The organism is uncultured Ruminococcus sp. (assembly GCF_934476685.1).
In the GTDB taxonomy this organism is placed as follows: Bacteria; Bacillota; Clostridia; order Oscillospirales; family Ruminococcaceae; genus Hominimerdicola.
Genome location: NZ_CAKSNX010000012.1, coordinates 1 through 25,113 on the forward strand (window position 1 = coordinate 1; position 25,113 = coordinate 25,113).

A 25,113-nucleotide genomic window follows, 5' to 3' on the forward strand; every position below is an offset into this window, starting at 1 on the left:
TCACCTTTTGAAGCGTCACTTTTACTAAATCTCCCTTCTGAACTTTGGTGACATTTTATATTGCAATTTTCACATTTATTGCAATACCCCCTGTTTTATGCAAAAATGTTGACGAACAAAGTAAAGTGTGCTATAATGTTTTTATATGTTTCGGTTATAATATTTGAAAAGGTATAACTATATTGATATTTAAAATTTCCAAAGGAGAATAAAAAAATGAATGTTGCAGTAATCATAGCAGGCGGTTCAGGTCACAGAATGGGGCAGGATATCCCTAAGCAGTTTATCAACGTTTATGACAAGCCTGTGCTTATCTACACTCTCGAAGGCTTTCAGAAACACCCTCAGATAGACGCTATCGAAGTTGTCTGCATAGACGGCTGGCACGATATACTCTGGGCATATGCAAAGCAGTTCAATATAACAAAACTCAAATGGGTCATCTCAGGCGGCGAAACAGGTCAGGAATCTATCAGAAACGGTGTTTACAACCTTGAGGACAAATGCTCCCCTGACGATACGATCATCATTCACGATGGTATCAGACCGCTGGTCGATGAAACTGTTCTTTCCGACGTTATCGTAAAGTGTCAGAAGTACGGAAACGCAGTAACTTCAATGCCATACAACGAGCAGATCTTTGTAGTTGACGATGATATCTCAACAGTAAAATATATACCGAGAGAAACACTCAGACGTGTTTCCACTCCGCAGGCTTACAAGTTCGGCAAGCTTGACAGCGCTTACCACGAGGCTTTTGAAAAGGAGATCGGTATTTACGGTTCTTCATACACAAACACAATGATGGTAGAGCTTGGCGAAAGACTGTATTTTGCCGCAGGTTCTGACAAGAACATCAAGCTCACCACAAAGGACGATCTTGAAATGTTCAAGGCTTACCTCAAGTCCGATACGGACAACTGGCTCAAGTAAGGAGTGTGACGAAAAATGCATCTTCTTGAAAACGAGCTTTACAGATCAGATGTAGCTGCTGCGGCTGCTCTGCCTTTTGAATGGGAAAAGCTTAAAAATAAATCTTTCCTTATCACAGGCGCATCGGGAATGATCGGCAGCTTTCTTATCGACGTTATCATGAGCAAGCCTGAGCTTAACTGCACAATTTATGCAGTGGGCAGAAATGCTGAAAAGGCTCACAAGCGTTTCGGTGAATATGAAAACAGCGGACTTTTCAAATTCATATCAGCTGACATAAACAAGCCTATCGATATAGCTGCTGATAAAGTCGATTTTATTTTCCACGCTGCCAGCAACACTCACCCTGTTGCATACGCAAGCGATCCTATCGGAACTATAACTACAAATATTCTCGGCACATACAATCTTCTTGAATTTGCCGCACAGCATGGCACAGAGCGTTTTGTTTTCGCATCATCTGTTGAAGTGTACGGCGAAAACAGAGGTGATACGGATAAGTTCAGCGAGGACTACTGCGGTTATATCGACTGCAATACTCTTAGAGCAGGTTATCCGGAGGGCAAACGTGCAGGCGAGGCGCTTTGTCAAGCTTATATACGTCAGAAAGGACTTGACATCGTTATCCCAAGACTTTCGAGGACATATGGTCCGACAATGCTTATGTCAGACACAAAGGCTATCTCACAGTTCATTAAGAAAGGCTGTGCAGAAGAAGATATCGTGCTTAAATCTGAGGGTACTCAGTTCTATTCATACAGCTATGTTGCGGATGCTGTAACAGGAATACTCACCTGTCTTTTCAGCGGAAAGTGCGGTGAGGCTTACAACATTGCAGATGACGGTTCAGACATCTCGCTGAGAGATCTTGCGGTTATCGTGGCGGATTATGCAGGCACAAAGGTCGTTTTCGATCTTCCTGACGAAACCGAAAAAGCAGGATATTCAAAGGCAACAAAAGCTACTCTTAACAGCTCAAAGCTGGGTTCACTTGGCTGGTCAGCTGCATACGATATGAAAAAGGGACTTACAAGAACTATCGACATTATCAGAACGCTCGATTAAACATTTACAAATAAAACAGGCTTCGGTGCAAAAGCATCAAAGCCTGTTTTTTATTATGGGTTATTTTCCATTGTGATATCACATTCATCAAGGATAAGATTTTCGGGTTTTGTGACCAGAATATCCTTTCCGTTATCAGACTTGACTGAGATAGCACCGTTGCAGTTGTACAGCTCAATAGTGCTGTTTTCAGAATCACTGCCCATTGCAACTACGTCCGCACCGTTACAGGCGATATTCATATCACATTCGTGCATCGTTATAGCAAATTCTCCGTCATCTGTTCCTATTCCATGGAGGTCTTTTCCTCTCAGCATTATATCAACTACTGTGCGGTCGATATTTACGCTGCTGCATTTTGAGGTGTACGCACAAATTCCGCCAAGCTTATTGCCTGAGTTGTCAATGTGCAGCTCGCTGTCCTCCATAACAACGTCAAGGCTCTTGTTCATACTTCCTATGCCAATGCCCTGTGAACATTGCTGCTTTATGTTTAGCTTTGTATTGTTTATTCTTACAATAGGACTTGAATAAAAGCTGCCTAGCGCAATTACCTCAACACCGCTCTGCTCTATCTCCAGATCCAGAGTGTCAATGATTATCTTTGAACCTGAATTATTGTATCCTCCGCCGATAGCTGTGCAGTGGTCGCTGTCGATATGGATAAACATTCTGTTTTTCAGATGTATGCCGATATTTCCGTATGAATCATCAACTCCGCAGCCTATGCCGTAGCTCTGATTGTTAAGTGATGATGACATAGTAAATGTTCCGTCACCCACAATGTCGATAGACGAAGTTTCGGGAACTGTTATTGCGCCCGATATGGAAACATTTCCGCTGATATTCAAAGTCAGCTTTGTGTTGTTTCCTATATGGATACAAGATTCGCCGTGTTCGTTCTTCATGGAAACATCAACAAGGTTAAGCTTACAGTTTATTCCGTCCTTGATACGGATAAGGATATCGGAGATATAGTCGCTGCTGCCAACAAGGGTGAACTCGCTGCTGCCAACAAATATATCGGTGTAATTGTCAAATCCCAATGACATAAGTGAAGCCTGCGTTTCGTTTCCTGTGAAATAGGTCTTTCTTGCAACACGGTTCTCAACAAGCTTGTTGTAGTCCTTTATCTCGGTAAGAACATCACTGCCTATATTCTTTATAAGCTTCTCCGACGGCTTGGCTGTGAAGTAGCCCTGAATAAGGTCTATGCCCATATCAATAACGGTTTTCAGTTCCTCAGAACGTTCAACGCCCTCGGCAAGAACAGAGAAGTTATTGTCATGCGCATACTCTATGATATTCTTTGTGAAATGCTGTTTACGCTTATCCTCATGGATATTATTTATAAGACTTCTGTCTATCTTGACGCAGTTAGGCATAAAGGTCAGCAGATTGCTTATGTTTGAATAGCCTGTGCCATAATCGTCTATGGCTATCTTAAAGCCCATTTTCTTGCTGCGTTCAAGTATCTTTTCAAGCTGATTATGGTTAGCCTCAGTCTGCTCTGTGAACTCTACCACTACCTTATCCATAATGGCTCTGTATTTTGAATAAAGGACATCAAAATCCTTGTCAGGCAGAGTGCATGACGGAATACTGTTGATGAACAGCTTTTTATCCTCAAAATGCTCTGAATTTTCATTAAGGAAGGAAAGGAGATTGCTCATTGTGAGCCTTTCCACGTCCATAAGTCTGCCCAAAGCGCTTGCGTGATTGAGTATAGCCACAGGCGAAAGCTTTATCTCCCCTGCGGAACGCATAAGAGCCTCATAAGCCACTATCTCACCTGTTCTTGCGTCTACGATAGGCTGGAAACAATATTTGAGTAGATTATCATTAAGCAGCTTTGAAACATTCTTTCTTTCCTCAGGATCAAACTCTTCTTCCTTGACATCAGCGGCTACCTTTCTCGACTTATTATGATTATCCTTTGTCAGGGTACGCTGATAGTTCGCCTCATAAGGCAGGGTGTCGAGTATCTCAGGATTATTTATAGGCGCAGTAACTCTTGATGTGAATATATGTATGCCATACTCACTGTCATTTCCCGAATTATACGCATTAAGATTTCTTTCAAGGTTATGCGGAACTTCGTCCACAGGCACAGCAGCGTCTATAATGCCTGCAATAATGAACTCATCTCCGCTTACTCTTACGCAGATATCCTCATCACCTGCGCAGTTATTGAGAATGACCGCAAGTTTCTGAAGAAGTCTGTCGCCCTCGCTGTAACCGTATGCGTTGTTTATTCCGCCAAGGTTTTCCACGTCAACGGAAATGATACGCAGCAGCTTATCATCACGGTCGAACTTTCCGCAGCGTTTTGACATTATCTGCTTAAAGCCTCTCATATTGAGCAGACCTGTCAGCGAATCTCTTATCTGAGCGTCCACAACTGCGTCATTGTAGATCATATATCTGCGGTGCTTTTCCAGAGCGCATGTAACATATCTGAGCCACTTAGCAAGGGTTATATCATACATAGCTCCGCTGTCGCCGAAAGAAAGCACGGTATAGCCGAAATTAACGTGAGAAAAATGCAGCGGTATGAAAACGAATGCACATGGCTTTTCACGCTTTTCAAAAAGTTCGGGCAGCATAAGCTTTTTATCAAAGCTCCTGTTGAAATCAACATTGCCAACTCCGTTCGCTCTGCAAAAAGGCATATCCATTTTATCAGTATAATGTACAGGACTGTCCTCGCTGTGCATTATATGGTCGTTAAGACACATCCAAAATCTTTCGAGATGAGGGATATAGAATGTATACCAGTCAAGTTTCCATAGATAGTCCTCAAAATCCTGAGCGGCAATAAGCTCTTCCGACATAAAGTTATAGTATGAGTCAAAGCCGTCACATCTGTTCTGTATCATACTATCAATGGCTGATCTTGCAAGGGCAGGATAGTTTATCTCACCACAGCCGCAAGTCATACCTGTACACAGTTTACATGATGGTATATCTCCGACAGGTTCATATTCTTCACCTTTTACAGCCGCTATTATCTTATGTGCGACTATTTTTGCCATTTTTTCAGGACTTCTCTCGGTAGTCGTGATATTAATGTAATTAGCCACATATGGTTCGTTCTTGCTATAACCGGAAACGATAACATCTTCAGGCACTCTCACTCCCCTCTTGGAGAGTTCGCCCACAACTGCGCTGGCAGTAAAGTCGCTGCAGCATACAACAGCATCGGGCAGACCTTTTTTTATAATATCATCTGCAACAGAGCCGTAATCATCTTCCCAGTCTTTTCTGTGATATGTATTATTTTCATCTATTACTATGTCATACTCGGCAAAAGATCTTCTGAAGCCGTCAAGTATCCTGTTATGGAAATCTGACATTTTCGGACCGCTCACATAAATGATATTCTTTACATCATGACATTTTACAAGATGCTCCGTTATCACCTTTGTACACTCGCTGTCGTCAAAAACAACGCTGTCAAAGCCTTCCTCTTCCACCTCTGCGATAACAACAGGCTTATCGAAACCCTTGAGCTTATCCACTATTTTTCTTTTTATATTTTCGCTGTTGAGCGACTGCAAAAATACGATAGCACCGTCAAGATATTCAGGATTTATCAGCTCGAATATCTCGTTTTCAAGATCGAGATAATCACCGTCGCCTCTGGTCAGCTGAGTGGAGAAAACAGCTACGTCCATATCAACAGCAAAAAACTCTTTCTGAATATAGTAAAGGGCACGGCTAAGATAATTTCTGTCAGCTTCATTTATCAATAAACCGATCAATGGTCTTTGCTTTTCCAAATGTATTCCTCCCCAAGAGCCAGATCACAAGATACTTATATCCTGCGCAGCGGCTGCCGTTTTATAGCAAAATGCACAAATAAGCCATTTAATTTCATATTATTAATAAACATTATAACACGGCCGTTCTCAAATTTCAATAGATTCCCCATCATTTTTACCATTATTTCAACTCTGTTAAAGATTTGTTCTAAATCCGTTTGATGCCAATTTGTTAAAAGGCTGAAATATTTGTGACAAATAAACGAAAAGGCAGACTTATATTTGACAAGGCACGAAAACTGTTATATAATGTTGGTGAAGTTGATCAAAAGATGTATGGTATCATACAACTAAAGTACGAAATGGAGGCAAAGCTGTACGCAATAATACTGTACGGCTGTCACAATGAATAAAAAAAATTACGGCGCAAACCCAAGGCAGGAATACCCTGGGCAGCCTTACTATGATGAGAACGGTGTACTTCACCGCCCGATGCAATCCGACTCTGGAGGATATGCAGATCAGTATGAGCAGGAATACCAGCGGCAGCTGGAGGAATACAACAGGCTTATGGGAGGGACTGACAATGATATTGATCTTCAGTTCCACAGTATGAATGAAAATACAGAAAGTCAGTATTTGGGAAAAAGAGAATATGTTCACCCTCAGCGTCAGGCTTCGTCCTCAGGGCAGACAAGACGTTCGGGGCAGAGCGGTCAGAGCCGCAGCAGAACATCGGGAACATCTGAAAAATACCGTCCCGAAAACCTGAAATTCGGCTCGAACACACCGAAAAAGAACAGCTCGGACAAGTCGGGCAGTTCTAAAAACACAAACAGATCAAAAAATACAAAAGCAAAGGAGAAACCGAAAAAGGTGAAAAACTCCGAAAAAAAATCACGCAATCCGCACCCAATAAGAACATTTTTCAAGGTGCTTTTTGTGCTTATAATAGTGCTTTTCCTGCTGCTGAACCTTCTTCTGCTCAGATACATAGGAATGGTGAACATAAAAGAGAGCGGAGAAAGAACTGTCACAAACGCTTCTATGAACGACAGCAATGTTACAAATATCCTGCTTATCGGCTCTGATACAAGAGAAGAAAATGTCAACGGCAGAACGGATTCAATGATAATGCTGTCGGTGAACAGAACCACAAAAGAGATAACTATGACTTCATTTATGAGAGATATGTATGTGGAGATAGTCGGAAAGAATTCAAGCGGCGAAAGCGTTGATTTCTGGGACAAAATGAACGCTGCATATGTTTACGGCGGTGCTGAACTGCTTATGGACACCATCGAGTATAACTTTGATATACAGGTGGACAATTATGTATATGTTGATTTCTATTCATTCGTTGACATAGTTGACGCCATAGGCGGAATAGAGATAGAGGTAACCGACGAAGAGGCTGAGGGAATGAGAGCGCCTATTGGCGAGCAGAACAAGATACTCGGCAACGAAAAGGGTACAGACTACCTTTCAGGCGGCGGAAAGATACTTATGAACGGAAATCAGGCTCTTGCATATTCAAGACTCCGCTATGTGGGCAATTCAGACTTTGAAAGAACTGAAAGACAGCGTGAGGTAATAACAAAGATAATCGACAAGGTAAAGACCTCAGACCCGCTTACTATCGACAAGTTTATGAGATCTGCCTGCTCCGATCTTACTACTAATATGTCAAAGGCAGAGATGCTGAAAATGACATACAAGGGAATATTCTCTCTCGGATATGAAATGAAATCACTGAGAATACCGGATGATGATTCATACACCTACGGCACGCACAACGAACAGTCTACTCTTGATGTGGACTTTGACCGCTACCGCCAGCTGCTCAGGGACGAGATATACGGATAAACACATTATTTTGGCTGCCGCAGGTAAATTTCTGCGGCAGCTTTTTTATTCTCTGCGACCTTTTCTGCGTTGCATTATACTAAAAAATGTGGTATAATAAATTTAATAGTATATTCAGACTTCAATATGAAAGGACAGATAAATATGCAGAATCTTCTCAGCGGAAAAACCGTTGTTCTGGCTGTTACAGGCAGTATAGCAGCTTATAAAATGCCTAACCTCGCCCGTATGCTGAAAAAGCTCGGCTGTGATGTGCAGGTGCTTATGACTGAAAATGCCACACAGTTCATTAACCCTATTACCTTTGAAACTCTCACTTCTACAAAGTGCCTTATAGATACTTTCGACAGAAATTTTCAGTACAGCGTTGAACACGTTGCGCTTGCCAAAAGGGCTGACGTTGTTCTTATCGCCCCTGCATCTGCAAACGTGATCGGCAAAATAGCAAACGGCATAGCGGACGATATGCTCACCACAACGATCATGGCTTGCCCATGCAAAAAGCTTATCTCCCCTGCAATGAACCACAATATGTATCACAACCCTATCGTTCAGGACAACATCGAAAAACTGAAAAGATTCGGCTATGAGATGATCGAACCCGACAAGGGTATGCTTGCCAACGGCGACAGCGGCGACGGAAGAATGCCTGAGCCTGAGATGCTTTTTGAATATATCTTAAAGGAGATAGCATACGAAAAGGATCTTTCGGGCAAAAAGGTGCTTGTTACGGCAGGAGCTACCTGCGAGCCTATCGACCCTGTACGATTTATCACTAACCATTCAAGCGGAAAAATGGGCTGCGCTGTTGCAAAGGCCGCAATGCTAAGAGGCGCTGAGGTAACTTTAGTTGCAGGTCACTGTGAATGTACTCTTCCGCCTTTTGTAAGATATGTTCCTGTAACTACCGCAGAGGATATGTTCAATGCGGTAACTTCTCTCAGCGGTGAGCAGGATATGATAATAAAGGCTGCCGCCGTAGCGGATTACACCCCTGCACAGACGGCAGACCACAAGATAAAAAAATCCGAAGGCGATATGTCTATCCCTTTGAAACGCACAAAGGACATTTTAGGCACTCTCGGAGCAAACAAGAAAGAGGGACAGCTTATCTGCGGATTTTCTATGGAAACTGATGACGTTATCAAAAATTCGGAGAAAAAGCTGTCGAACAAAAACTGCGATATGATATGTGCAAATTCTCTCAGAACGGCTGGCGCAGGCTTTGGCACTGATACAAATGTCATAACGCTTATCACAGAGGGCGGCGCAGAGGAACTTCCGCTTATGTCTAAGGAAGAGGCTGCCCACAGAATACTTGACGCACTCTCGGCTATGCAGAAAGGAAACTGACAAATGAAAAGAATAAATATATATGAAAACGGGATATATCTTGTACTGGAAATAAACGATAACAATGAGCCAAGGCTTCTGCACTTCTCTTCCCTGCCTTTTGATGAAAAAACACTTTATTCAAGAACAGGCACAACAGGTTTCAAGCTTGTTGAATTACAGGTCAGCGGCATAGACAGGGCAGGCGAAAGACACGGCAACAAGTATATCGTTACTGCTCCGGGTTACAGAATGAAGTTCAAGGACATAAAGGATCTGAACAACTCTCTCGGACGAAAGATAGAGATATACTGCATAGACGAACCGACAGGACTTGAAACTGTTTCACATTTACAGTTCTATACGGGAACTTCCGCTGTGCGCTGCTGGACAGAGGTAATAAATAACGGCAGCGAAAGCTATACTGTGGAATATGTATCCTCTTTCGCTCTGACAGGAATAGAAAAAGAAGGACTTCTCTCGCAGGACGAAAAGCTTAAAATAGGTATCTGCCACAACTCATGGCAGAGAGAACTGCAATGGCAGTTTTACAGCCTTGAACAGGTTGGACTTGGACTTGCTCAGCCTCTCGATTATCAGCATTCCTCAAAGGTCCTCGGCGTAACAAACGTAGGAAACTGGTCGGCAAAGGAATATATCCCTATGGGTTATCTTGAAAATACCGAAACACGCTCTGCACTTATGTGGCAGATCGAAAACAACGGTTCATGGCATTGGGAGATCTCCGATCAGGAGGGACATCTCTATCTCCAGCTGTCTGGTCCGTCAGAGATAGAATCACATTGGAGCAAGGAGCTTAAACCGAGCGAAAGCTTTACATCTGTTCCATGTGCAGTATGCGCTGTAAAGGGCGGATTTGACGAAGCCGCAGGAGAACTTACAAAGTACAGACGACTTATCCGCAGAAAAAATCATGACAACAAAAGACTTGCGGTAATATTCAACGATTATATGAACTGCCTTTGGGGCGATCCTACTGCTGAAAAGGAATTTCCGCTTATCGACGCTGCCGCAGAGGCTGGCTGTGAGTATTTCTGCATAGACGCAGGCTGGTATGCTGACGGTTTCTGGTGGGACTGGGTAGGCGAATGGGAGGAAAGCCGCAAGCGTTTTCCGAACGGTCTGCGTGAGGTCACAGACTACATACGCAAAAAAGGTCTTATCCCAGGAGTATGGCTTGAGATCGAAGTAATGGGTATAAAATGCCCTATTGCAGACAAGCTGCCTGACGACTGGTTCTTTACCCGCCACGGCAAGAGAGTTTTCGACAGAAGCAGATATCAGCTTGATTTCAGAAACCCTGCCGTAAGGGAGCATTGCGACAAGGTCATAGACAGGCTTGTGAATGACTACGGCGTGGGTTATATAAAAATGGATTACAATATTGAACCCGGTATCGGCACAGAGCATAATGCCGACAGCTTCGGCGACGGCCTGCTCGGTCACGAGAGAGCATATATCGCATGGCTCGACGGAGTTTTTGCAAGGCACCCCGAACTTATCATAGAAAACTGCTCCAGCGGCGGACTAAGAATGGACTATGCGATGCTTTCAAGATATTCTATCCAGTCCACCTCGGATCAGGACGATTACAGAAAATACTGCACCATTGCGGCAAACTCCCCGTCTGCCCTCTGCCCTGAACAGTCGGCTATATGGTCTTATCCTATGACATCGGGCGACAAGGAAGAAGTAGTTTTCAACATGGTCAATGCAATGCTGTTGAGAATACATCAGAGCGGACATCTCGGCTATATCGAACCCGAACGCAAGGCGCTTGTAAAAGAGGCTATCTCAGTTTACAAGAAGATAAGGAATGATATAAAAACTGCTCTGCCGTTCTGGAGTCTTGGACTTTCAAAATTCTCGGACGAATGGGTATCCCTCGGTCTGAAATGCCAAAACAAGGCTTATCTTGCGGTATGGAGAAGAGAAAGCTCAAAGGATACCTGCGTGCTGCCTGTTGAATTTTTAAAGGGAAAGGACGCAAAGATATCCTGCATTTACCCGTCATTCAGCGAGGACAGTTTCAGTTACAGCAAAGAGGCAGGAGCAGTTACAGTAAAGCTGAAAAAGCAGTACACTGCAAGACTTTTTATGCTGGAGTTCTGACACCGAATCTTCTTATTATGGCAGCTAATATCACAGCGGCGGGCATGGTAACGAAAATATCACCTGTTTTTGAATAGAGTGAAGTCTTTTCTATGAGCATTGCTTTGCCCGAAACTGTACCTTTGGTATTTTCTCTGAGGACGTTGGTCTGTTCTCCCCATGGGGAGATAATGGCTGAGATACCGCAGTTTCCTGCTCTCAGCAGCCACCTGCGGTTTTCCACGGCTCTCATTATGCTGTGGCGGTAATGCTGTTCCCTTGCGAAAGAACGTCCGAACCAGCTGTCATTTGTAGATACGCAGAGTATCTCTGCTCCGCTGTCGGTCTGCTCTTTTAAAATAGCTGGGAATATTGATTCTATGCATATCGCACAGCCTATTTTCATTCCGTCAGCGTTCAAAGGTGAAGTCAGCCTTTCGTCCCTGCATGGGCAGAGGGTAGGTTCATCTGTGAGGAAAGCAAAGGGATCTCTTTCACCGAAAGGCACAAGCACCTGTTTGCAGTAGGCGGAGAGAGCTTTTCCTCCTCTTAGTGCAACGGCGGCATTATATTCATTATTTTCCGACATAAGAAATGCCCCTGTAACAATGGTGAGGTCTTTGTTTTCGGAAAGTTTCAGCAGATATTCAAAAGTGTCTGCCGTACCGCTGTAATCATCAGGAACGGCGGTTTCGGGCAGGAGTATTATGCCTGCCTCAGATATTTCCGCTTTTTCAAGTATCTTTTCGTATGCGGCGGCAGCGTCTTTCGGTGAAAGCGAGGTCTTATATGCCCCCTCGCAGTTGTCCTGTGCGCATACGGCATTGATCTCTTTGCCATCTGCCGAAAGCTTTTTTGAATATCCTATGGAGTAATATCCGTAGCCGAAAATAAATATGGCTATGCAGGAAAGTACGGCGGCAGATCTTATGCGGTCATCTTTAAACAAAGTCCACAGCAGAGAGCCGTTCAATGCAAGGATAAGAAAGCTTGTAAATCTCGCTCCAAAGAGGTTTGCGCTCTGCATAAGCAGCGGAGAATCCGTAACGGAGAGCCATACCCCCGACCAAGGGAAAGCAAGGACAAAAATATGCTCCTGCAGCCACTCGCCGCCCGATATGAGCAGAGAAATGATAATGATATCCCATACCTTGCCGCTTTTCACCCACCAAAAGAAGCAAAGTGGGAAAATCATAAGGGCGGTTTCCCACAGCATAAGGCATATCACAGCTAAAACAAGCAGGATAATGCTCAGCACAGTGTTAAGTGGTGAAATATTGTAAACCGTAACGAGAAAGCAGAGTTGTACTGCATAGTACGGCAGAAAAAATGTAAAGGCTCTTTTGACAAATTCACGCTTTCCGCTGCTGACGGCAAGCATACACACCAAAGGCGAGTATGCAAAAAGGGCGGCAAAGGGCATATTCCACAGTCCTTGAATAAGTCCGCAGAAAACACCCGATAATATGAGCAGCCATACTGCATATTTACAACAGTTATTAATGGATAAAACATTCGATAATTTTTTCATACGCTTATTTTATCCGTCCGCAGCATATTTATTAACGATACAGAAAATTTGCAGCTGAAAAGAAGGAACTGACATAACAAATGAACGAAAAAAGCAAAAAAAATATCACAATAGATATCCCCTCCTACGCCGCAGCGGTCATAAGCCGTCTTGAAGAGAATGGTTACAAGGCTTACATAGTCGGCGGCTGCGTAAGAGACAGCCTGCTCGGCAAAACGCCCCACGATTTTGACGTTTGCACAGACTGTCTGCCGCAAAAAATGCAGGAGATCTTTTCAGATCATCACACCATAGAAACAGGTCTAAAGCACGGAACGCTCACTGTAATGTCTGAGGGCGAGCCTGTCGAGATAACGACTTTCCGCAGCGACGGAGAATATTCCGACCACCGCCGACCTGTCAGCGTTAAGTTTGAAAGAGAACTTTCGGAAGATCTGAAGCGCAGAGATTTTACGGTCAATGCAATGTGCTATAATCAGAGTGAGGGACTGACCGACCTTTTCGGCGGCAGAGAAGATCTTGAAAACAAGATAATAAGATGCGTCGGGGACGCTGAAAAAAGATTTGAAGAGGACGCTCTGCGCATAATCAGAGGGTTGAGATTTGCCTCTGTTCTTGGTTTTGACATTGACTCTAAGACGGCTGAGGCAATGCGCAAAAAAGCTTTTCTGCTTGAAAAGATATCGGCAGAACGCATTTTTGTCGAACTTAAAAAGCTTATCTGCGGAGTAAATGCAACAGAGATACTTCTTGAATACAAGGATCTTATTGCAGTTATCATTCCTGAATTTATACCCGATTTCGGCTGCGAGCAGCATTGCCCTCACCACATATATGACGTTTATGGTCACATTTGCCACAGCGTTTCAAACATCGAGCCAGATGAAGAGCTAAGGCTTGTTATGCTGCTGCACGATATCGCAAAGCCTCAGATGAAGCGTACAGACGAGAACGGCACAGATCATTTCAAAAAGCACCAGTTTGCCAGCGCATATGCTGCAAGAGATATACTCACAAGGCTGAAAAGCTCCACAGCCACAAAAAAGCGTGTTTTTGATCTTATATGGGAACATGATAACCGCATACCAGCCGAACGCAGACCTGTCCGCAGAATGCTTTCAAAATACAGCTATGATTTTTTCTGCGACTGGCTCAAGGTCAGACGTGCGGACACCCTTGCTCAGTCAGATTATATGCGTAAAGAAAAGCTTGCCGAGCTTGACAGGCTTAAAGAAGTTGCCGATGAGATAATGGCGGAAAACTGCTGTTTAAAGATAAAAGACCTTGCCATAAGCGGCAAAGATCTTATAGAAGAGGGATACAGCGGAAAGGCTGTCGGCGAAGCGCTTGACCTCGCCCTCAGCGGTGTGACAGAAGAGATAATATCAAACGAAAAGAAAGAGATACTAGACTACATTAAGGAGAACACAAAATGAAAAAATTAAGCGCAGGAAAGATAATCATACGATATACCCTGCTTGCGGCGGTATGCGCTGTGATATTCTGGTTTTCATCAAACAACGGTGAGGATTCGACCTATCAGAGCAGCAGGATAGTAGACCTTATATGCAGGATATTTTTCCCAGACATAGACCTGCTTGAACCTGCCAGAGCAATGGCGATACAGGATATGCTTACTGTGCTTGTGCGGAAAGCTGCACATTTTTCAATATACACTCTGCTTGGGGCGCTTGCCTTTGCGGCATTTTTCCCCGTCAGATACAAGTCACTGCGTTTTCTTTTTTCGATAAGCTTTGTTTTTCTCTACGCCTGCACAGACGAGTTTCATCAGACTTTTATCAGCGACAGGACAGGAAAATTCTCAGACGTGATAATAGACCTGTGCGGCGGCACTCTCGGAGCATTCATTATTCTTGCTGCGGTCATGCTTTTGGAAGCGCACAGGATAATAAAAGAAAATAAACTCAGACAGACAAAAACATCGGAAGGTCAGAACTGAACCTTCCGATGTTTTATTATTTGTTATTTTCCGAAATATTAAACGTATCCCACAAGTGAAGAAACAAGAATGATGACCATAAATACAGGTGCAACATACTTCATCATAACGGTGTAGAGCTTTTTGCTCTTGAACTTTCCTGAGATATTTATCTCCTCCTCGATGCAGGCAGGCTTTACGATATATCCAACAAATATGCAGGTGAAAAGTCCCACTATCGGCATAAGGATATTGTTGCTTATAAAGTCAAAGAAATCAAGGAAGCTTCTGCCCAGTATCTGAACGCTGCTGAGTTCGCCATAACCGAGTGCAGACGGTATTGCGATAAGGAACGATATTATAAGAATGAGTATGCAGCCTATGGTACGCTTTATATGGAACTTATCCTGAATTACAGAAAGTACAGTTTCCATAAGCGAAACGGAAGATGTCAGAGCTGCAAGGAACACAAGTACAAAGAACACTGCGCCTACTATCTGTCCGCCCGGCATTGACGCAAAGACCTTAGGAAGGATAACGAACATAAGCGTCGGACCCTGCTGGAGCATTGATGTATCGCCGTTTGAGAAAGCAAATATCGGCGGGATAATCATAATGCCTGCCATAAATGCGATACAGGTATCGAATATCTCTATCTGTCTTACAGAGCCTTCAAGGTCGTTTTCCTTGCTCATATATGAGCCGTATGTTATCATGATACCCATTGCAAGTGACATGGAATAGAAAAGCTGTCCCATAGCCGCTACAACAGTTTTTATAGAAAACATACTGAAATTCGGTTTAAGGTAATAAACAAATCCGTCCATTGCTCCTGGGATAGTCAGCGCATAAACTGCTATGCCCACGGTCATTACCGCCAGCATAGGCATAAGCACCTTGCTGACCTTTTCGATCCCGTTCTGAACTCCCGCAAGAATGATGACGGTAGTTACAGCCATAAATATTCCCAGAAAGACCAGCGGCTGACCTGTCTGTCCGATAAAGCCGCCGAAGTATTCATCGGCAGCGGCGCTTTTTCCTCCGCCTGTTGCGAAAAGGGTAAGGAATTTTGTTACCCAGCCGCCGATAACACAGTAGTAAGGGAAAATGATTATAGGCACAAGCGCAGCGAGATAGCCTATAAACGAAAACTTCTTGTTGAGCATACCGAAAGCGTCAACGCAGCTTTTTCCTGTTTTTCTGCCAATAGTTATTTCTGTCAGCATAAGAGTAAAGCCGAACGTTACCGCCAGTATAAGATACACAAGCAGGAAAATACCTCCGCCGTATTTTGCCGCAAGATAAGGGAACCTCCACAGGTTGCCCAATCCTACTGCTGAGCCTGCGGCGGCAAGCACAAAACCGAGCCTGCTGGAAAATCCGCTTTTATTCTCCATATTTTTACCTCCGAAAATTTTTATTTGATATATATTTTTATATTATAACATGATTTGCCCTATACTGCAAGTGTTTTTTTATGGTTATCCTCAGAACATAAAAAAACAGGCTGCCGCAGCGTTTTGCAGCAGTCTATTTCCTTTATTTTTCATACATTGCAAAGCTTTAATGATAGTAAGCTACTGTACAGCTGTCCTTAAGATTTCCTGTGCCTGTAACTGTAACGTTCACAAGGTTATTTGAAACTACGGTATACTTTACTGTATAGTTTCCCTTATAAACTGCGTTGTCGCCTGCCATTACTGCAACTGTCGGCTTATTTGCATTAGACGGATCAGCCGTCAGAACGATGTGGCAGTTATTTACAGAACGCTGATTTATCTTGAATGTTTTTGTCACTGTGCCTTTGAGATTCTTCTTTCCTGTAAGGGTAACGGTAGCCGTACCTGCGGAAAGGTTGTTTGAATATGAAACTGTATAGTTTCCGTTATAAAGCACTGCGCCGTTGCATACTACCGATACTTCCGGCTTTATTCTCTCGCCTGTGAAGTCTGCGCTTGACGGAGAAAGAGTTATATCGCAGTTGCCGATAGAACGCTGTACTATCTCATAAGTCTGTACTGTTGAGCCTGTATAGTTGTTTCTTCCCTTTACAGTCACCTTTGCAGTTCCTACCATAAGGTTATCTGTATAGCTGAGAGTGTAGTTTGAAGGATCTACCACTGTATTACCTATCTTGACCGTAACAAGCGGCTTTATTCTTGTGCCTCTGAAATAGTTGCTCGGTGTTGATACCACAACTGTGCATTTAGACATATCCTGCGGTGCAACGGTGAAGTTTCTCTGAACGCTGCCGCTGAAATTGCCCTTACCTGTTATAGTTACCACAGCTGTTCCTGCGTTCACATTTGAGCTGTAAGATACAGTATAATCTGTGCCTGCTTTAAGAACTGTGCTGCCGTTCTTTACTGTAACGGTAGGCTGCTTTGCTGTTCCGTCATATGTATATGAGGTCTGTGAAAGCTCTGCTGTGCAGAGAGAAATATTCTTCTGTGAAATGGTGAACGTTTTGCTTACGCTGCCGTTATAGTTTCCTGTGCCGTTTATGGTCACTGTCGCTGTACCTGCATTAACGTTTGAACTGTAAGATACAGTATAATCCTTGCCTGCTGTAAGGGTAGTGCTGCCGTCCTTAACTGTAATAGTCGGCTGCTTTGCCGCTCCGTCATATGTATATGAGGTCTGCGAAAGCGATACTGTACACTGAGAGATAGATTTTACAACAGGTTCAACTGTAATGAGAGTTACCCAGCAAGGATCTTTTGTAAAAGTATAATTTGATCTTGCCTTTGTAAGCTGGAGAGTTGCAAACGTACCCTTTGGCAGATCTATGCTCTGAGCGCCGCTGCCGTTAAGCACGGTTTTATGTGATGATGAAGCCTTGAAAACTCCATTTGTACTCATATCTGTCATATTGCCTGCGAGATAAAGCGTACCTGCTGTCATAGTGCTTGAAGCTGAAGTGTTCAGCAGCAGATCTCCGCCGATATTAAGCACATCAGCAGAATTTTTCATAGCTATGGCAGAGCTTGCGGTAGATGCAGTTGTACTGCTCTCGTTCTGAAGTCTGTAATCACCGCTGACAGAAAGCTTACCGCCGTTAAGCGTCATCGTTCCCTTTGACGCAACAAGATCACCCTTTACTGTCATGCTCTTTCCTGCAAGGTCGATATTTACAGCCTGTTTTACGTCGCCGTTGAATGTCACATCATGTCCGTTTACAGCCAGCTGATTTATTGTAAGGCTTTCAGGGGCAAATACTGCGTCGCTTGCAAGCTTTGTTACCTTCATTCCGCCCTTGAATCCTATCTCCCTGCTGTAAGGGTTCTGGATCTCAAGCTGACTTATCGTTGTATAGGCATTTGTGGTTATCTTCTGTGAACCCGATCCGTTGAGGAGCAGCTTGAAAGCCGATGATGAAACAAAGCTTCCGCCTGAGGTAGAAGATATATCCGTAAAATTGCCGCCCACGCTGAATGTACCCGACGTAAGCTTGCTTACAAAGGAGCTTGAACCTCTGTGGAGATAGTTTCCGCCTACGATAACTTTATCGTTTGCATTTGTCATGGAGAACCATGTTGACGAATCTGTGTACTTTGTTATGCCGTTTGAAACGTAATCATATCTGAGATAAAGATCGTTCTTTACCTCCAATGTTCCGCCGGCAGGATTTATCTTGCCGTTATAACTTTTGAGCGTACCATTTATAGTGAGCTTTCCGCCTGCAAGCTCGATAAAGCCTTCCTGCTTTACATCACCGTTTATAGTGAGATTCTTGCCTGTGCAGTAAACGCCCTTTATGGTAGCGTCCTCTGAATTTATAGTCATATCTCTGGCAAGTCCCTTGAAATGGAAGTTGCCTGTTGCTGCGATATACTGTCCCTGATTATTCTGTGTGTCGATTATATTCAGATAGCTCCAGCCCGTAAGGTTAAGCTCCTGTCTGCCGTTTCCTGCGAAAACGACTTTATGTGTTCCTGACGCTCTGATACACGAAACGCTGGAATTTGCCTCATCGGTAAAGTTGCCCTTTACTGTGATAACGCCTGCGGTAAACTTTGAGCTGCTGTTATATGCGGTAGTCTTTTCAACGTCCCACATAAAATCTCCGTCAACGTTGATCCGATCTGCGGCATTGGTCATTGTTACAACAGTAGTTACAGAAAGATCTGTAAGCTGTGAAGTAAGGACCTTCTGAAAATACAGACTTCCCTTTACGTTGAGCGTACCGCCGTTGAGCTTGAATGTGCTGCCGGTGATGAACATATCGCCTGTTACTGTAAGGGTATGACCGTTAAGATTAAGATCCGATTCAAAGACTGCATCTCCGTTTATAGTCATATCCTGCGTCAGCGTAACTGCATTATAGTATGCGTCAGCAGACGCTGTGATCCCCTTTGCTGGTGACTCACCGTTTCCCATTGGGATGGCCGCAGCCGAACAGGTCAGCACGACAGCCAATATCCCCGCTATAATTTTTTTCATTCTAATACCTCCAAAAATGCTTTTTTCGGAAAAACTTTCAATAAAAAATATTATAACATATTTATTTCACATTTTCAATATTTCAACGCTAAAACTAACAGTATCTATAATTCCGCCCACCGTTTTTTGTGGCATTTGACATATTTTCACCCACGCAGCAAGCCGCTTGCGCAGGAGGAAAAGTTGAAATTATATATATGTTTTAATTAAGTTGCATTTATGTAATTTATACAAAAAATAATGCACAAGTCACCAAACACTTGAAAATGACAATGGGATATGATATACTTTTAAGGCAGTACACCGCAGCTATTTGCGTTTTGCACTGCCGTTATGTACATATGAAAGGAAAGAAACAAATGAAAAAGACAACAAGCACAAAATTTTTAAGTGCCGTATGCGCCGCAGCAGTATGCGCTGTTATGATGACAGGCTGCACAGACTCCGCCGACTCGTCATCAGATACTGCTGTAACTTCTGAGGTGCAGAGTTCTTCCTCCGCAGCTGAGGAAAGCGCAGCCGAAAGTTCTGCGGCACAGACTGAAAGCTCTGACAGCACGTCAGACTCTTCTGCGGCAGATCAGAACACAGAACCATCAGACATAACCCCTGCAATGTGGATAGTTACCGCTGACAACGGCGCACAGATAACAATGCTCGGCTCAATGCACGCCCTCAGCGACAGCGACTATCCTCTTCCTGCAAAGATAACAGACGCTTTCGACAGCGCAGATATCCTTGCTGTTGAGTGCGACACCACCACAACAAACAACCTTACGTTTCAGGCGGCTCTTCTTAAAGAAATGACCTTTGACAACGGTGATACCCTCAAAGATCACATCTCGGAAGAGGGATACAATGCACTTTCAGATTATCTTCAAACTTACGGTATGAACGTGGCTATGTATGACACATACAAGCCTTGGGCAGTGGCAAACGTTACAGATTCGCTCCCTATCCTTTTCTCAGATCTCAAAGCTGATTTGGGCATAGACGCACACTTCCTTGAACTTGCACATGATAATAACAAGGAAATATATGAAGTAGAATCCGTTGACTTCCAGATGGATCTGCTTATGAATTATTCAGAGGATATATATGACCTTACCTTCCGTTTACTCAAGGGTGAAACAAAGGATACTCAGGTAAAGTCACTTGACGAACTCCACGAGGCATGGAGAACGGGTGATGTGGACAAGATAGTTGAACTCAACACTGACGAAGAGGACACAGAGGAACTTTCTGAAAAGGATCAGAAGCTTTCCGATGAATACTACAAGACAATGATAACAGACAGAAACGTTACAATGGAGAATGCCGTAAAGGAACTTCTCAGCGACGGAAAGAACGTATTCTACGTTGTCGGCGCAGCACACTATGTGGGCGAGGGCGGAATAATCGACCTTCTTGAAAAGGACGGTTACACAGTAGAACAGGTAAAATACTAATATATACATATATACATATAAAATAAAGGCGGTCACAGCAACATTGTGACCGCCTTTTGCTATTGATCCTATTGATTTTCTTCGTCTGACTTTTCAGACTCTTTTTTCACGCCCACCTTACAGCCGATCGCACCGTAATGCTCTATCTTATAGTTAAGACGCTCTATGGTCTTGTCTATCTCAGCACGTTTCTCCAGCAGGATCTTTCTCTGCTCGGTAAGAATATTTTTTCTCGCCTCAATAGTGCTGTCGCCCTGCTGATAAAGCTCAACATACTCAATAAGAGCCTCGATCTGAAGACCTGCTCCCCTCATGCACTTGATAAAGTTTATCCAACCACAGGATTCTTCATCATAATTTCTCAGTCCGCTGGCAGTTCTCGGTACAGGAGGGATAAGTCCTATCCTTTCATAGTACCTCAGAGTGTCCGGTGACAGACCGTACTTATTTGCCGCCTCAGATATGGTCATAGCTTTTCGCCCTCCTTTCAGATCATCTTACGTTCACATTATAAACTATGGAGTACACTCCATGTCAAGTACCTATTTCATATTCTGGCGAATATTTTTCCAATCGGGACAGTACCTTCCCACAAGCGTCCAGAACTGGCTGCTGTGATCCATATGCACAAGATGCGAAAGCTCGTGTATGCAAACATAGTCAACATAGGCTTTCGGAAAGGTTATGACCTTATAATTTATAGATATCCTGCCGTCAGAGCTGCACCGCCCCCAGCTTGCTTTTAGATCTTTCAGAGTAACTTTTTTAGGGTAAAGCTGCATTTCCGCAGTAAGCCTGTCCATGCTCTCCCTTACCTCATTCTGGGCAAGCTCTATGATATAGTCCATGACCTGCTTTCTGACATAGTTATTATCGCTGTTCTCACATACTGCCACCAGCAGCCTGCCGTCATCTTTCCTTGCAGGGAAAAATCTGTCGGAGCGCACATAGGTTATAACAAGTTCTTCCCCCAGCAGCCGTATCTTTTCGCCGTCGCTGAAAGTCTGCGGCAGTCCGCTTTTTTCAGCCGATCTTGCAAGGTTCGCTTTTATCCACTGGATATTCTCATCAAGAAAATCCATTATCTGAGCGGTGGAATAATTCTTTGGCGCTCTCACAGTAAGCTTACCCTCGCTGATAGCAAGGGCATATTTTTTCCGCTGAGCACAGTCGAGGATAAAATCGAGCCGTTCTCCGCTTTTTGTTATTATATATGTACTGTATTTAGGCAAAGAAACCAGCTCCCGTTATATATTACTGCTGCCATGCAGGCACAACAGTCTGTGTTTCGGAAAGGTAATCCTTATAAATATATCCTGTGAGAGGGCCGTCTATGTTCTGGAAAGTTATCTTTACATAGCCGTTATCCTCATAGTTAAGCACAGTTACCTCTATTCCCGGTGACATACAAACTATGTTCTCTGCATCATTTGACGGAGCGGTATGCAGATAAGCATATTCGGTGATATACATTGTACCAAGCGCTTCATCAGCTTCTGAAGTCGTTGTATCCGTCTTAGATGAGCTGTCAGAAATGCTGTCTGTGCCGCTGTCGGGAACAGTTGTCACCGCAGGAGTCTGCGAATCGTCAGCTTTCGGCTGTGTTATATCCGTATTTATGGTAGCCGTATCAAGCCCCGCAGGAGCTTTTGCAGAGTTGGCTGAAAAAAGCTTTGTGGCAAAAAGGAATATTATGCACACAACAAATATCCCCACAACGATTATAGCCGCCGCTCCCGAAAGGTCTATCCTCGGTCTTTTTCTTGGAGTTTGATCTTCCATATTATTCATTAAAGTGTCTGTATGCAGGATATTTTCCCTGCAAAACAGGCTTTCCTCCGTTTCGTTTTATTGACGCAGTACAGCATCATTCTTCCTTATCCGCTGTAATACTGCTGTTTAATATATATTATAATTCATTTAAGAGTGACTGTCAAGCGGTATTTCTCCCCATAGCAGGGGTGTTTTTAGCATTAATAAACAAATCGGGAACTATATATTTGAATAAATTACATATTAACAAATCCTCATAAATATGTTATAATAATCTGTATGTTAAAATAGTGGGGGTGAATGTGTATCAAAGCGGCGAAATATACTGTATCAGCAGTCTGCGCAGCATTTATCCTGCTGACATCATGTGATTCATATTCTTCTGACAGCAACACCCAGAACGACGTTCCCGAACCCGCACAGATAGTTGCGGACGCTGAGGACGGCGGTTCAGACCTTTTTGATATCTGGACGGGAGAAGAGATAACGCAGGAATATGCATATGCAAACGGCGGACTTTTTATCGGCGACACAAGAGCATATAATGAGCAGCGTTTTGACAGCTTTTCATACCACATAAGTCAGAGCGAAAAAACTGAGCTTACAGTATGCAGTGCTGACAGCGTTACGAAAATAACTGCCGCCTGCGAGGGCGGAGAATATAAGGCTGTTTTTGAAATAAAGAGCTGTTCGGACGGAGTTGTTTCCGAAAAATCACGCACGATCTCACCTGTTCAGATATGGTGCAGCGAAAGCGATGATACGCTGAACTATTATATATGTGACTACCTTATTTACCGCCGACCTGTAAAGGAAAGCGGCGAATATGTTTCCACGCCTGCCGAGTTTGATATATACAGCATAAAGTCAGACGCAAACATTACACTTCCCTATCAGAAAACTTTTTCTTCATACAGTGATTTTGAAAGCTACTATGATAAATACGATCAGCAGCTTGGTTTAGACAGCATAAAGAAAACGCTCTCCGAATATGACAGCGACGGCGGTTTCAACACCCACGTTATATTCCTCTATGCGGATATGGCAGGTTCGGAGGATATAAGCTATGAATTCATAGACGCAGTGCAGAACAACGGAAAGCTGTGTATTTACCTTAAAAAGAATGTTCCTGCTGAAAGAAATTCCACCGTTGCAAAATGGCAGTTCACCTGCACAGTTCCGGGAGAATATCTCTCTGACGTTCAGCCCGACAGCATAAGCTGGGTAGTTTACACCGATATTGAAAACTGATAAGACGGACATATAAAAAGCACACAGATCTGCTGTGTGCTTTGTTTTTTATTTATCTTTATCCTTATCCGACTTGTGCTTTCTTCTGTAATCGAGATAGCTTTCAAGGATAACAGTCGCCGCAACTGTATCGACTACTGCTTTTCTGTTTTTTCCTCTTACATTTACCTCATTAAGTATCTGATGTGCTGTAACTGTCGTTGAACGTTCGTCCCACATTCTTACCGGGCAATCCACAAGTTCCTCTATCATAACGGCAAACTCTCTGCATTTTTCCGCTCTTACGCCCTCTGTGCCATTCATATTCACAGGCAGACCGACGATTATCTCATCCGCTCTGCGCTCGACAGCAATATCCCTTATCTTTTCCGCAAGCTTCTGCGCATTGTATTCCTTTATCGTACCCACAGGCGTTGCAAGGAACTCAGAATTATCCGAAACTGCTATGCCCGTTCTTGCGTCACCATAATCCACTGACATTATCCTCATTTTACTGAACATATCCTCCTTTAATATAGTATACGAAAAATCATCTGTATCATTATATCATAATATCCCATTCAAGTCAAATTCAAATCTTTGCATACCCCCGAAATTCTGAACTTTATAGGCTTAATAATGATTAATGTTGAAAATAGCTTTACAGAATATTAATTGAAAAAATCATATGTATATGATATAATTTTCCTTGTTGATAAAATAATTGTTATAAATAGTAAATTAAGAAAAGCAAATCGTATTAGGAGTTGTGAAAGAATGAAAAGCACGAAAAGACTAAAAAGAATCGAAAAATTATTTGCTTCACTTTTTCTTTGCGCAGCAGTTGCTGTTTCGGGAGCTATTCAGGCATCTGCTTCCGACAAGACATCTGATGTAAAGATCGACTGCAAGAAAGCAAAGGAAACATATTCATGGGGACAGAGCCTTTCTATCCCGAAAGAAGATTTCGATATCAGCAGAATAACAGAGAAAACTCAGTTTATTGTAACCTTTGAGTACAAGGACAGCAAGGACGCAGAGAACGTCACAAAATCCCCTGTTGGTCTTGCACTCCAGAGTTATTCCGATCCTGACAACGCTCTTGCGGACGATAAGGGCGGTGTATGGGCAGAGGTAACGCCTACGTCATACGATCAGAACAGCGCTATCTTCTATTATCAGGACATCGTCAAGGCATACACATCAAAGGATTTCAGCAAGGTAGATTATCTGCACGTTATCGCTCCTTCTGAAATAACTATCAAATGTACAGGTCTTACTATCACAGACTGCAACGACAAAGCACCTGAAACTACCACCACAACAGCAGCAGCCGAGGTATCTCAGGCTGAAGAGGAAACACCTACCGAGGCTGTAACGACCACAACACAGGCTGCGGCACCTGCTGAGTCTGCGGCATCGACCACAACTTCCGCAAGTTCAAGTCCTATTGCACTTATTGTGGGCATAATCGCCGGTATCGCTATCGCAGTCATCATCATCGTTGTGATAATGAACAAGAAGTCAAGCAAGGCTTTCGATGTAAGCACAGGTACTTTTGTTGACAAGAAGAACGTAAAGAAGTAACGCAACAAAAAGAACATAATCATTAAAATATGAACATTTCACAGAAGAGATTTTCCTCTTCTGTGATTTTTTATTTTATTCACAAATAAT

18 protein-coding genes are annotated in these 25,113 nt (G+C 43.3%); 10 read left to right on the forward strand and 8 right to left on the reverse strand.

The genetic code is table 11. The annotated features are described in order from the left end of the window. Nucleotides 1-216: 216 nt before the first annotated feature. Nucleotides 217-933, forward strand: a complete 717-nt coding sequence (locus Q0E19_RS09980) for an IspD/TarI family cytidylyltransferase (RefSeq protein WP_294409332.1) — start codon at nucleotides 217-219, stop codon at nucleotides 931-933. Nucleotides 934-948: 15 nt separating this feature from the next. Next, nucleotides 949-1,998 (forward strand): NAD-dependent epimerase/dehydratase family protein, encoded by a 1,050-nt coding sequence (locus tag Q0E19_RS09985; RefSeq protein ID WP_294409333.1) that lies wholly within the window; start codon nucleotides 949-951, stop codon nucleotides 1,996-1,998. Between the two features lie 53 nt (nucleotides 1,999-2,051). Here the strand turns inward: Q0E19_RS09985 and Q0E19_RS09990 are convergent, their stop codons facing one another. Further along, a complete protein-coding gene (locus Q0E19_RS09990; protein ID WP_294409334.1) occupies nucleotides 2,052-5,780 on the reverse strand; it encodes an EAL domain-containing protein in 3,729 nt (1,242 codons plus the stop codon). Nucleotides 5,781-6,167: 387 nt separating this feature from the next. On the opposite strand from Q0E19_RS09990, the gene Q0E19_RS09995 reads away from it, so the two are divergent. From Q0E19_RS09995 to Q0E19_RS10005, 3 genes are all read left to right on the forward strand, one after another. Then, a complete protein-coding gene (locus tag Q0E19_RS09995; RefSeq protein WP_294409335.1) occupies nucleotides 6,168-7,628 on the forward strand; it encodes an LCP family protein in 1,461 nt (486 codons plus the stop codon). A gap of 144 nt (nucleotides 7,629-7,772) precedes the next feature. Further along, nucleotides 7,773-8,981 carry a bifunctional phosphopantothenoylcysteine decarboxylase/phosphopantothenate--cysteine ligase CoaBC gene (coaBC, locus tag Q0E19_RS10000; protein WP_294409336.1) on the forward strand — a complete coding sequence of 403 codons (1,209 nt, stop codon included), beginning with the start codon at nucleotides 7,773-7,775 and terminating at the stop codon, nucleotides 8,979-8,981. A 3-nt stretch (nucleotides 8,982-8,984) separates the two neighbouring features. Beyond that, nucleotides 8,985-11,093 (forward strand): glycoside hydrolase family 36 protein, encoded by a 2,109-nt coding sequence (locus tag Q0E19_RS10005; RefSeq protein ID WP_294409337.1) that lies wholly within the window; start codon nucleotides 8,985-8,987, stop codon nucleotides 11,091-11,093. On the opposite strand, the gene lnt is transcribed toward Q0E19_RS10005, so the two are convergent. Continuing rightward, nucleotides 11,077-12,603 (reverse strand): apolipoprotein N-acyltransferase, encoded by a 1,527-nt coding sequence (gene lnt / locus Q0E19_RS10010; protein ID WP_294409338.1) that lies wholly within the window; start codon nucleotides 12,601-12,603, stop codon nucleotides 11,077-11,079. The two genes, Q0E19_RS10005 and lnt, sit on opposite strands and share 17 nt — an antisense overlap. Before the next feature lie 80 nt (nucleotides 12,604-12,683). Here lnt and Q0E19_RS10015 point away from each other — a divergent pair, with 80 nt between their 5' ends. Together Q0E19_RS10015 and Q0E19_RS10020 are read left to right on the forward strand one after the other, a co-directional pair. After that, nucleotides 12,684-14,039: a CCA tRNA nucleotidyltransferase gene (locus Q0E19_RS10015; protein ID WP_294409339.1), complete on the forward strand. Its 1,356-nt coding sequence runs from the start codon at nucleotides 12,684-12,686 to the stop codon at nucleotides 14,037-14,039. Beyond that, nucleotides 14,036-14,563 carry a VanZ family protein gene (locus Q0E19_RS10020; RefSeq protein WP_294409340.1) on the forward strand — a complete coding sequence of 176 codons (528 nt, stop codon included), beginning with the start codon at nucleotides 14,036-14,038 and terminating at the stop codon, nucleotides 14,561-14,563. Before Q0E19_RS10015 ends, Q0E19_RS10020 begins: the two co-directional genes overlap by 4 nt. A gap of 38 nt (nucleotides 14,564-14,601) precedes the next feature. Here Q0E19_RS10020 and Q0E19_RS10025 read toward each other — a convergent pair whose 3' ends face one another. Continuing rightward, entirely contained in the window at nucleotides 14,602-15,939 is a 1,338-nt protein-coding gene (locus Q0E19_RS10025; RefSeq protein WP_294409341.1) for a sodium-dependent transporter, read from the reverse strand. A gap of 166 nt (nucleotides 15,940-16,105) precedes the next feature. Then, nucleotides 16,106-18,985, reverse strand: coding sequence for a hypothetical protein (locus tag Q0E19_RS10030; RefSeq protein ID WP_294409342.1), 2,880 nt, complete (start codon nucleotides 18,983-18,985; stop codon nucleotides 16,106-16,108). 359 nt (nucleotides 18,986-19,344) lie between these two features. Between Q0E19_RS10030 and Q0E19_RS10035 the strand changes: the two genes are divergently transcribed. Continuing rightward, a complete protein-coding gene (locus Q0E19_RS10035; RefSeq protein WP_294409343.1) occupies nucleotides 19,345-20,433 on the forward strand; it encodes a TraB/GumN family protein in 1,089 nt (362 codons plus the stop codon). A 68-nt stretch (nucleotides 20,434-20,501) separates the two neighbouring features. Here Q0E19_RS10035 and Q0E19_RS10040 read toward each other — a convergent pair whose 3' ends face one another. The 3 genes from Q0E19_RS10040 to Q0E19_RS10050 all read right to left on the reverse strand — a co-directional run bounded on the left by Q0E19_RS10040 (nucleotide 20,502) and on the right by Q0E19_RS10050 (nucleotide 22,224). Continuing rightward, nucleotides 20,502-20,903, reverse strand: a complete 402-nt coding sequence (locus Q0E19_RS10040) for a MerR family transcriptional regulator (RefSeq protein ID WP_294409344.1) — start codon at nucleotides 20,901-20,903, stop codon at nucleotides 20,502-20,504. A 72-nt stretch (nucleotides 20,904-20,975) separates the two neighbouring features. Beyond that, the gene (locus Q0E19_RS10045) at nucleotides 20,976-21,665 is read right to left on the reverse strand and encodes a SprT family zinc-dependent metalloprotease (RefSeq protein WP_294409345.1); all 690 of its coding nucleotides are present in this window, start codon (nucleotides 21,663-21,665) and stop codon (nucleotides 20,976-20,978) included. 22 nt (nucleotides 21,666-21,687) lie between these two features. Continuing rightward, nucleotides 21,688-22,224: an SH3 domain-containing protein gene (locus Q0E19_RS10050; protein ID WP_294409346.1), complete on the reverse strand. Its 537-nt coding sequence runs from the start codon at nucleotides 22,222-22,224 to the stop codon at nucleotides 21,688-21,690. Between the two features lie 282 nt (nucleotides 22,225-22,506). Here Q0E19_RS10050 and Q0E19_RS10055 point away from each other — a divergent pair, with 282 nt between their 5' ends. Then, on the forward strand, nucleotides 22,507-23,457 hold the full coding sequence (locus Q0E19_RS10055) for a hypothetical protein (protein ID WP_294409348.1): 951 nt from the start codon (nucleotides 22,507-22,509) through the stop codon (nucleotides 23,455-23,457). Between the two features lie 48 nt (nucleotides 23,458-23,505). Here the strand turns inward: Q0E19_RS10055 and ruvX are convergent, their stop codons facing one another. Then, nucleotides 23,506-23,946, reverse strand: coding sequence for a Holliday junction resolvase RuvX (gene ruvX, locus Q0E19_RS10060; RefSeq protein ID WP_294409377.1), 441 nt, complete (start codon nucleotides 23,944-23,946; stop codon nucleotides 23,506-23,508). Nucleotides 23,947-24,213: 267 nt separating this feature from the next. Between ruvX and Q0E19_RS10065 the strand changes: the two genes are divergently transcribed. Continuing rightward, nucleotides 24,214-25,023 carry a hypothetical protein gene (locus tag Q0E19_RS10065; RefSeq protein WP_294409349.1) on the forward strand — a complete coding sequence of 270 codons (810 nt, stop codon included), beginning with the start codon at nucleotides 24,214-24,216 and terminating at the stop codon, nucleotides 25,021-25,023. Nucleotides 25,024-25,113 lie beyond the last annotated feature (90 nt).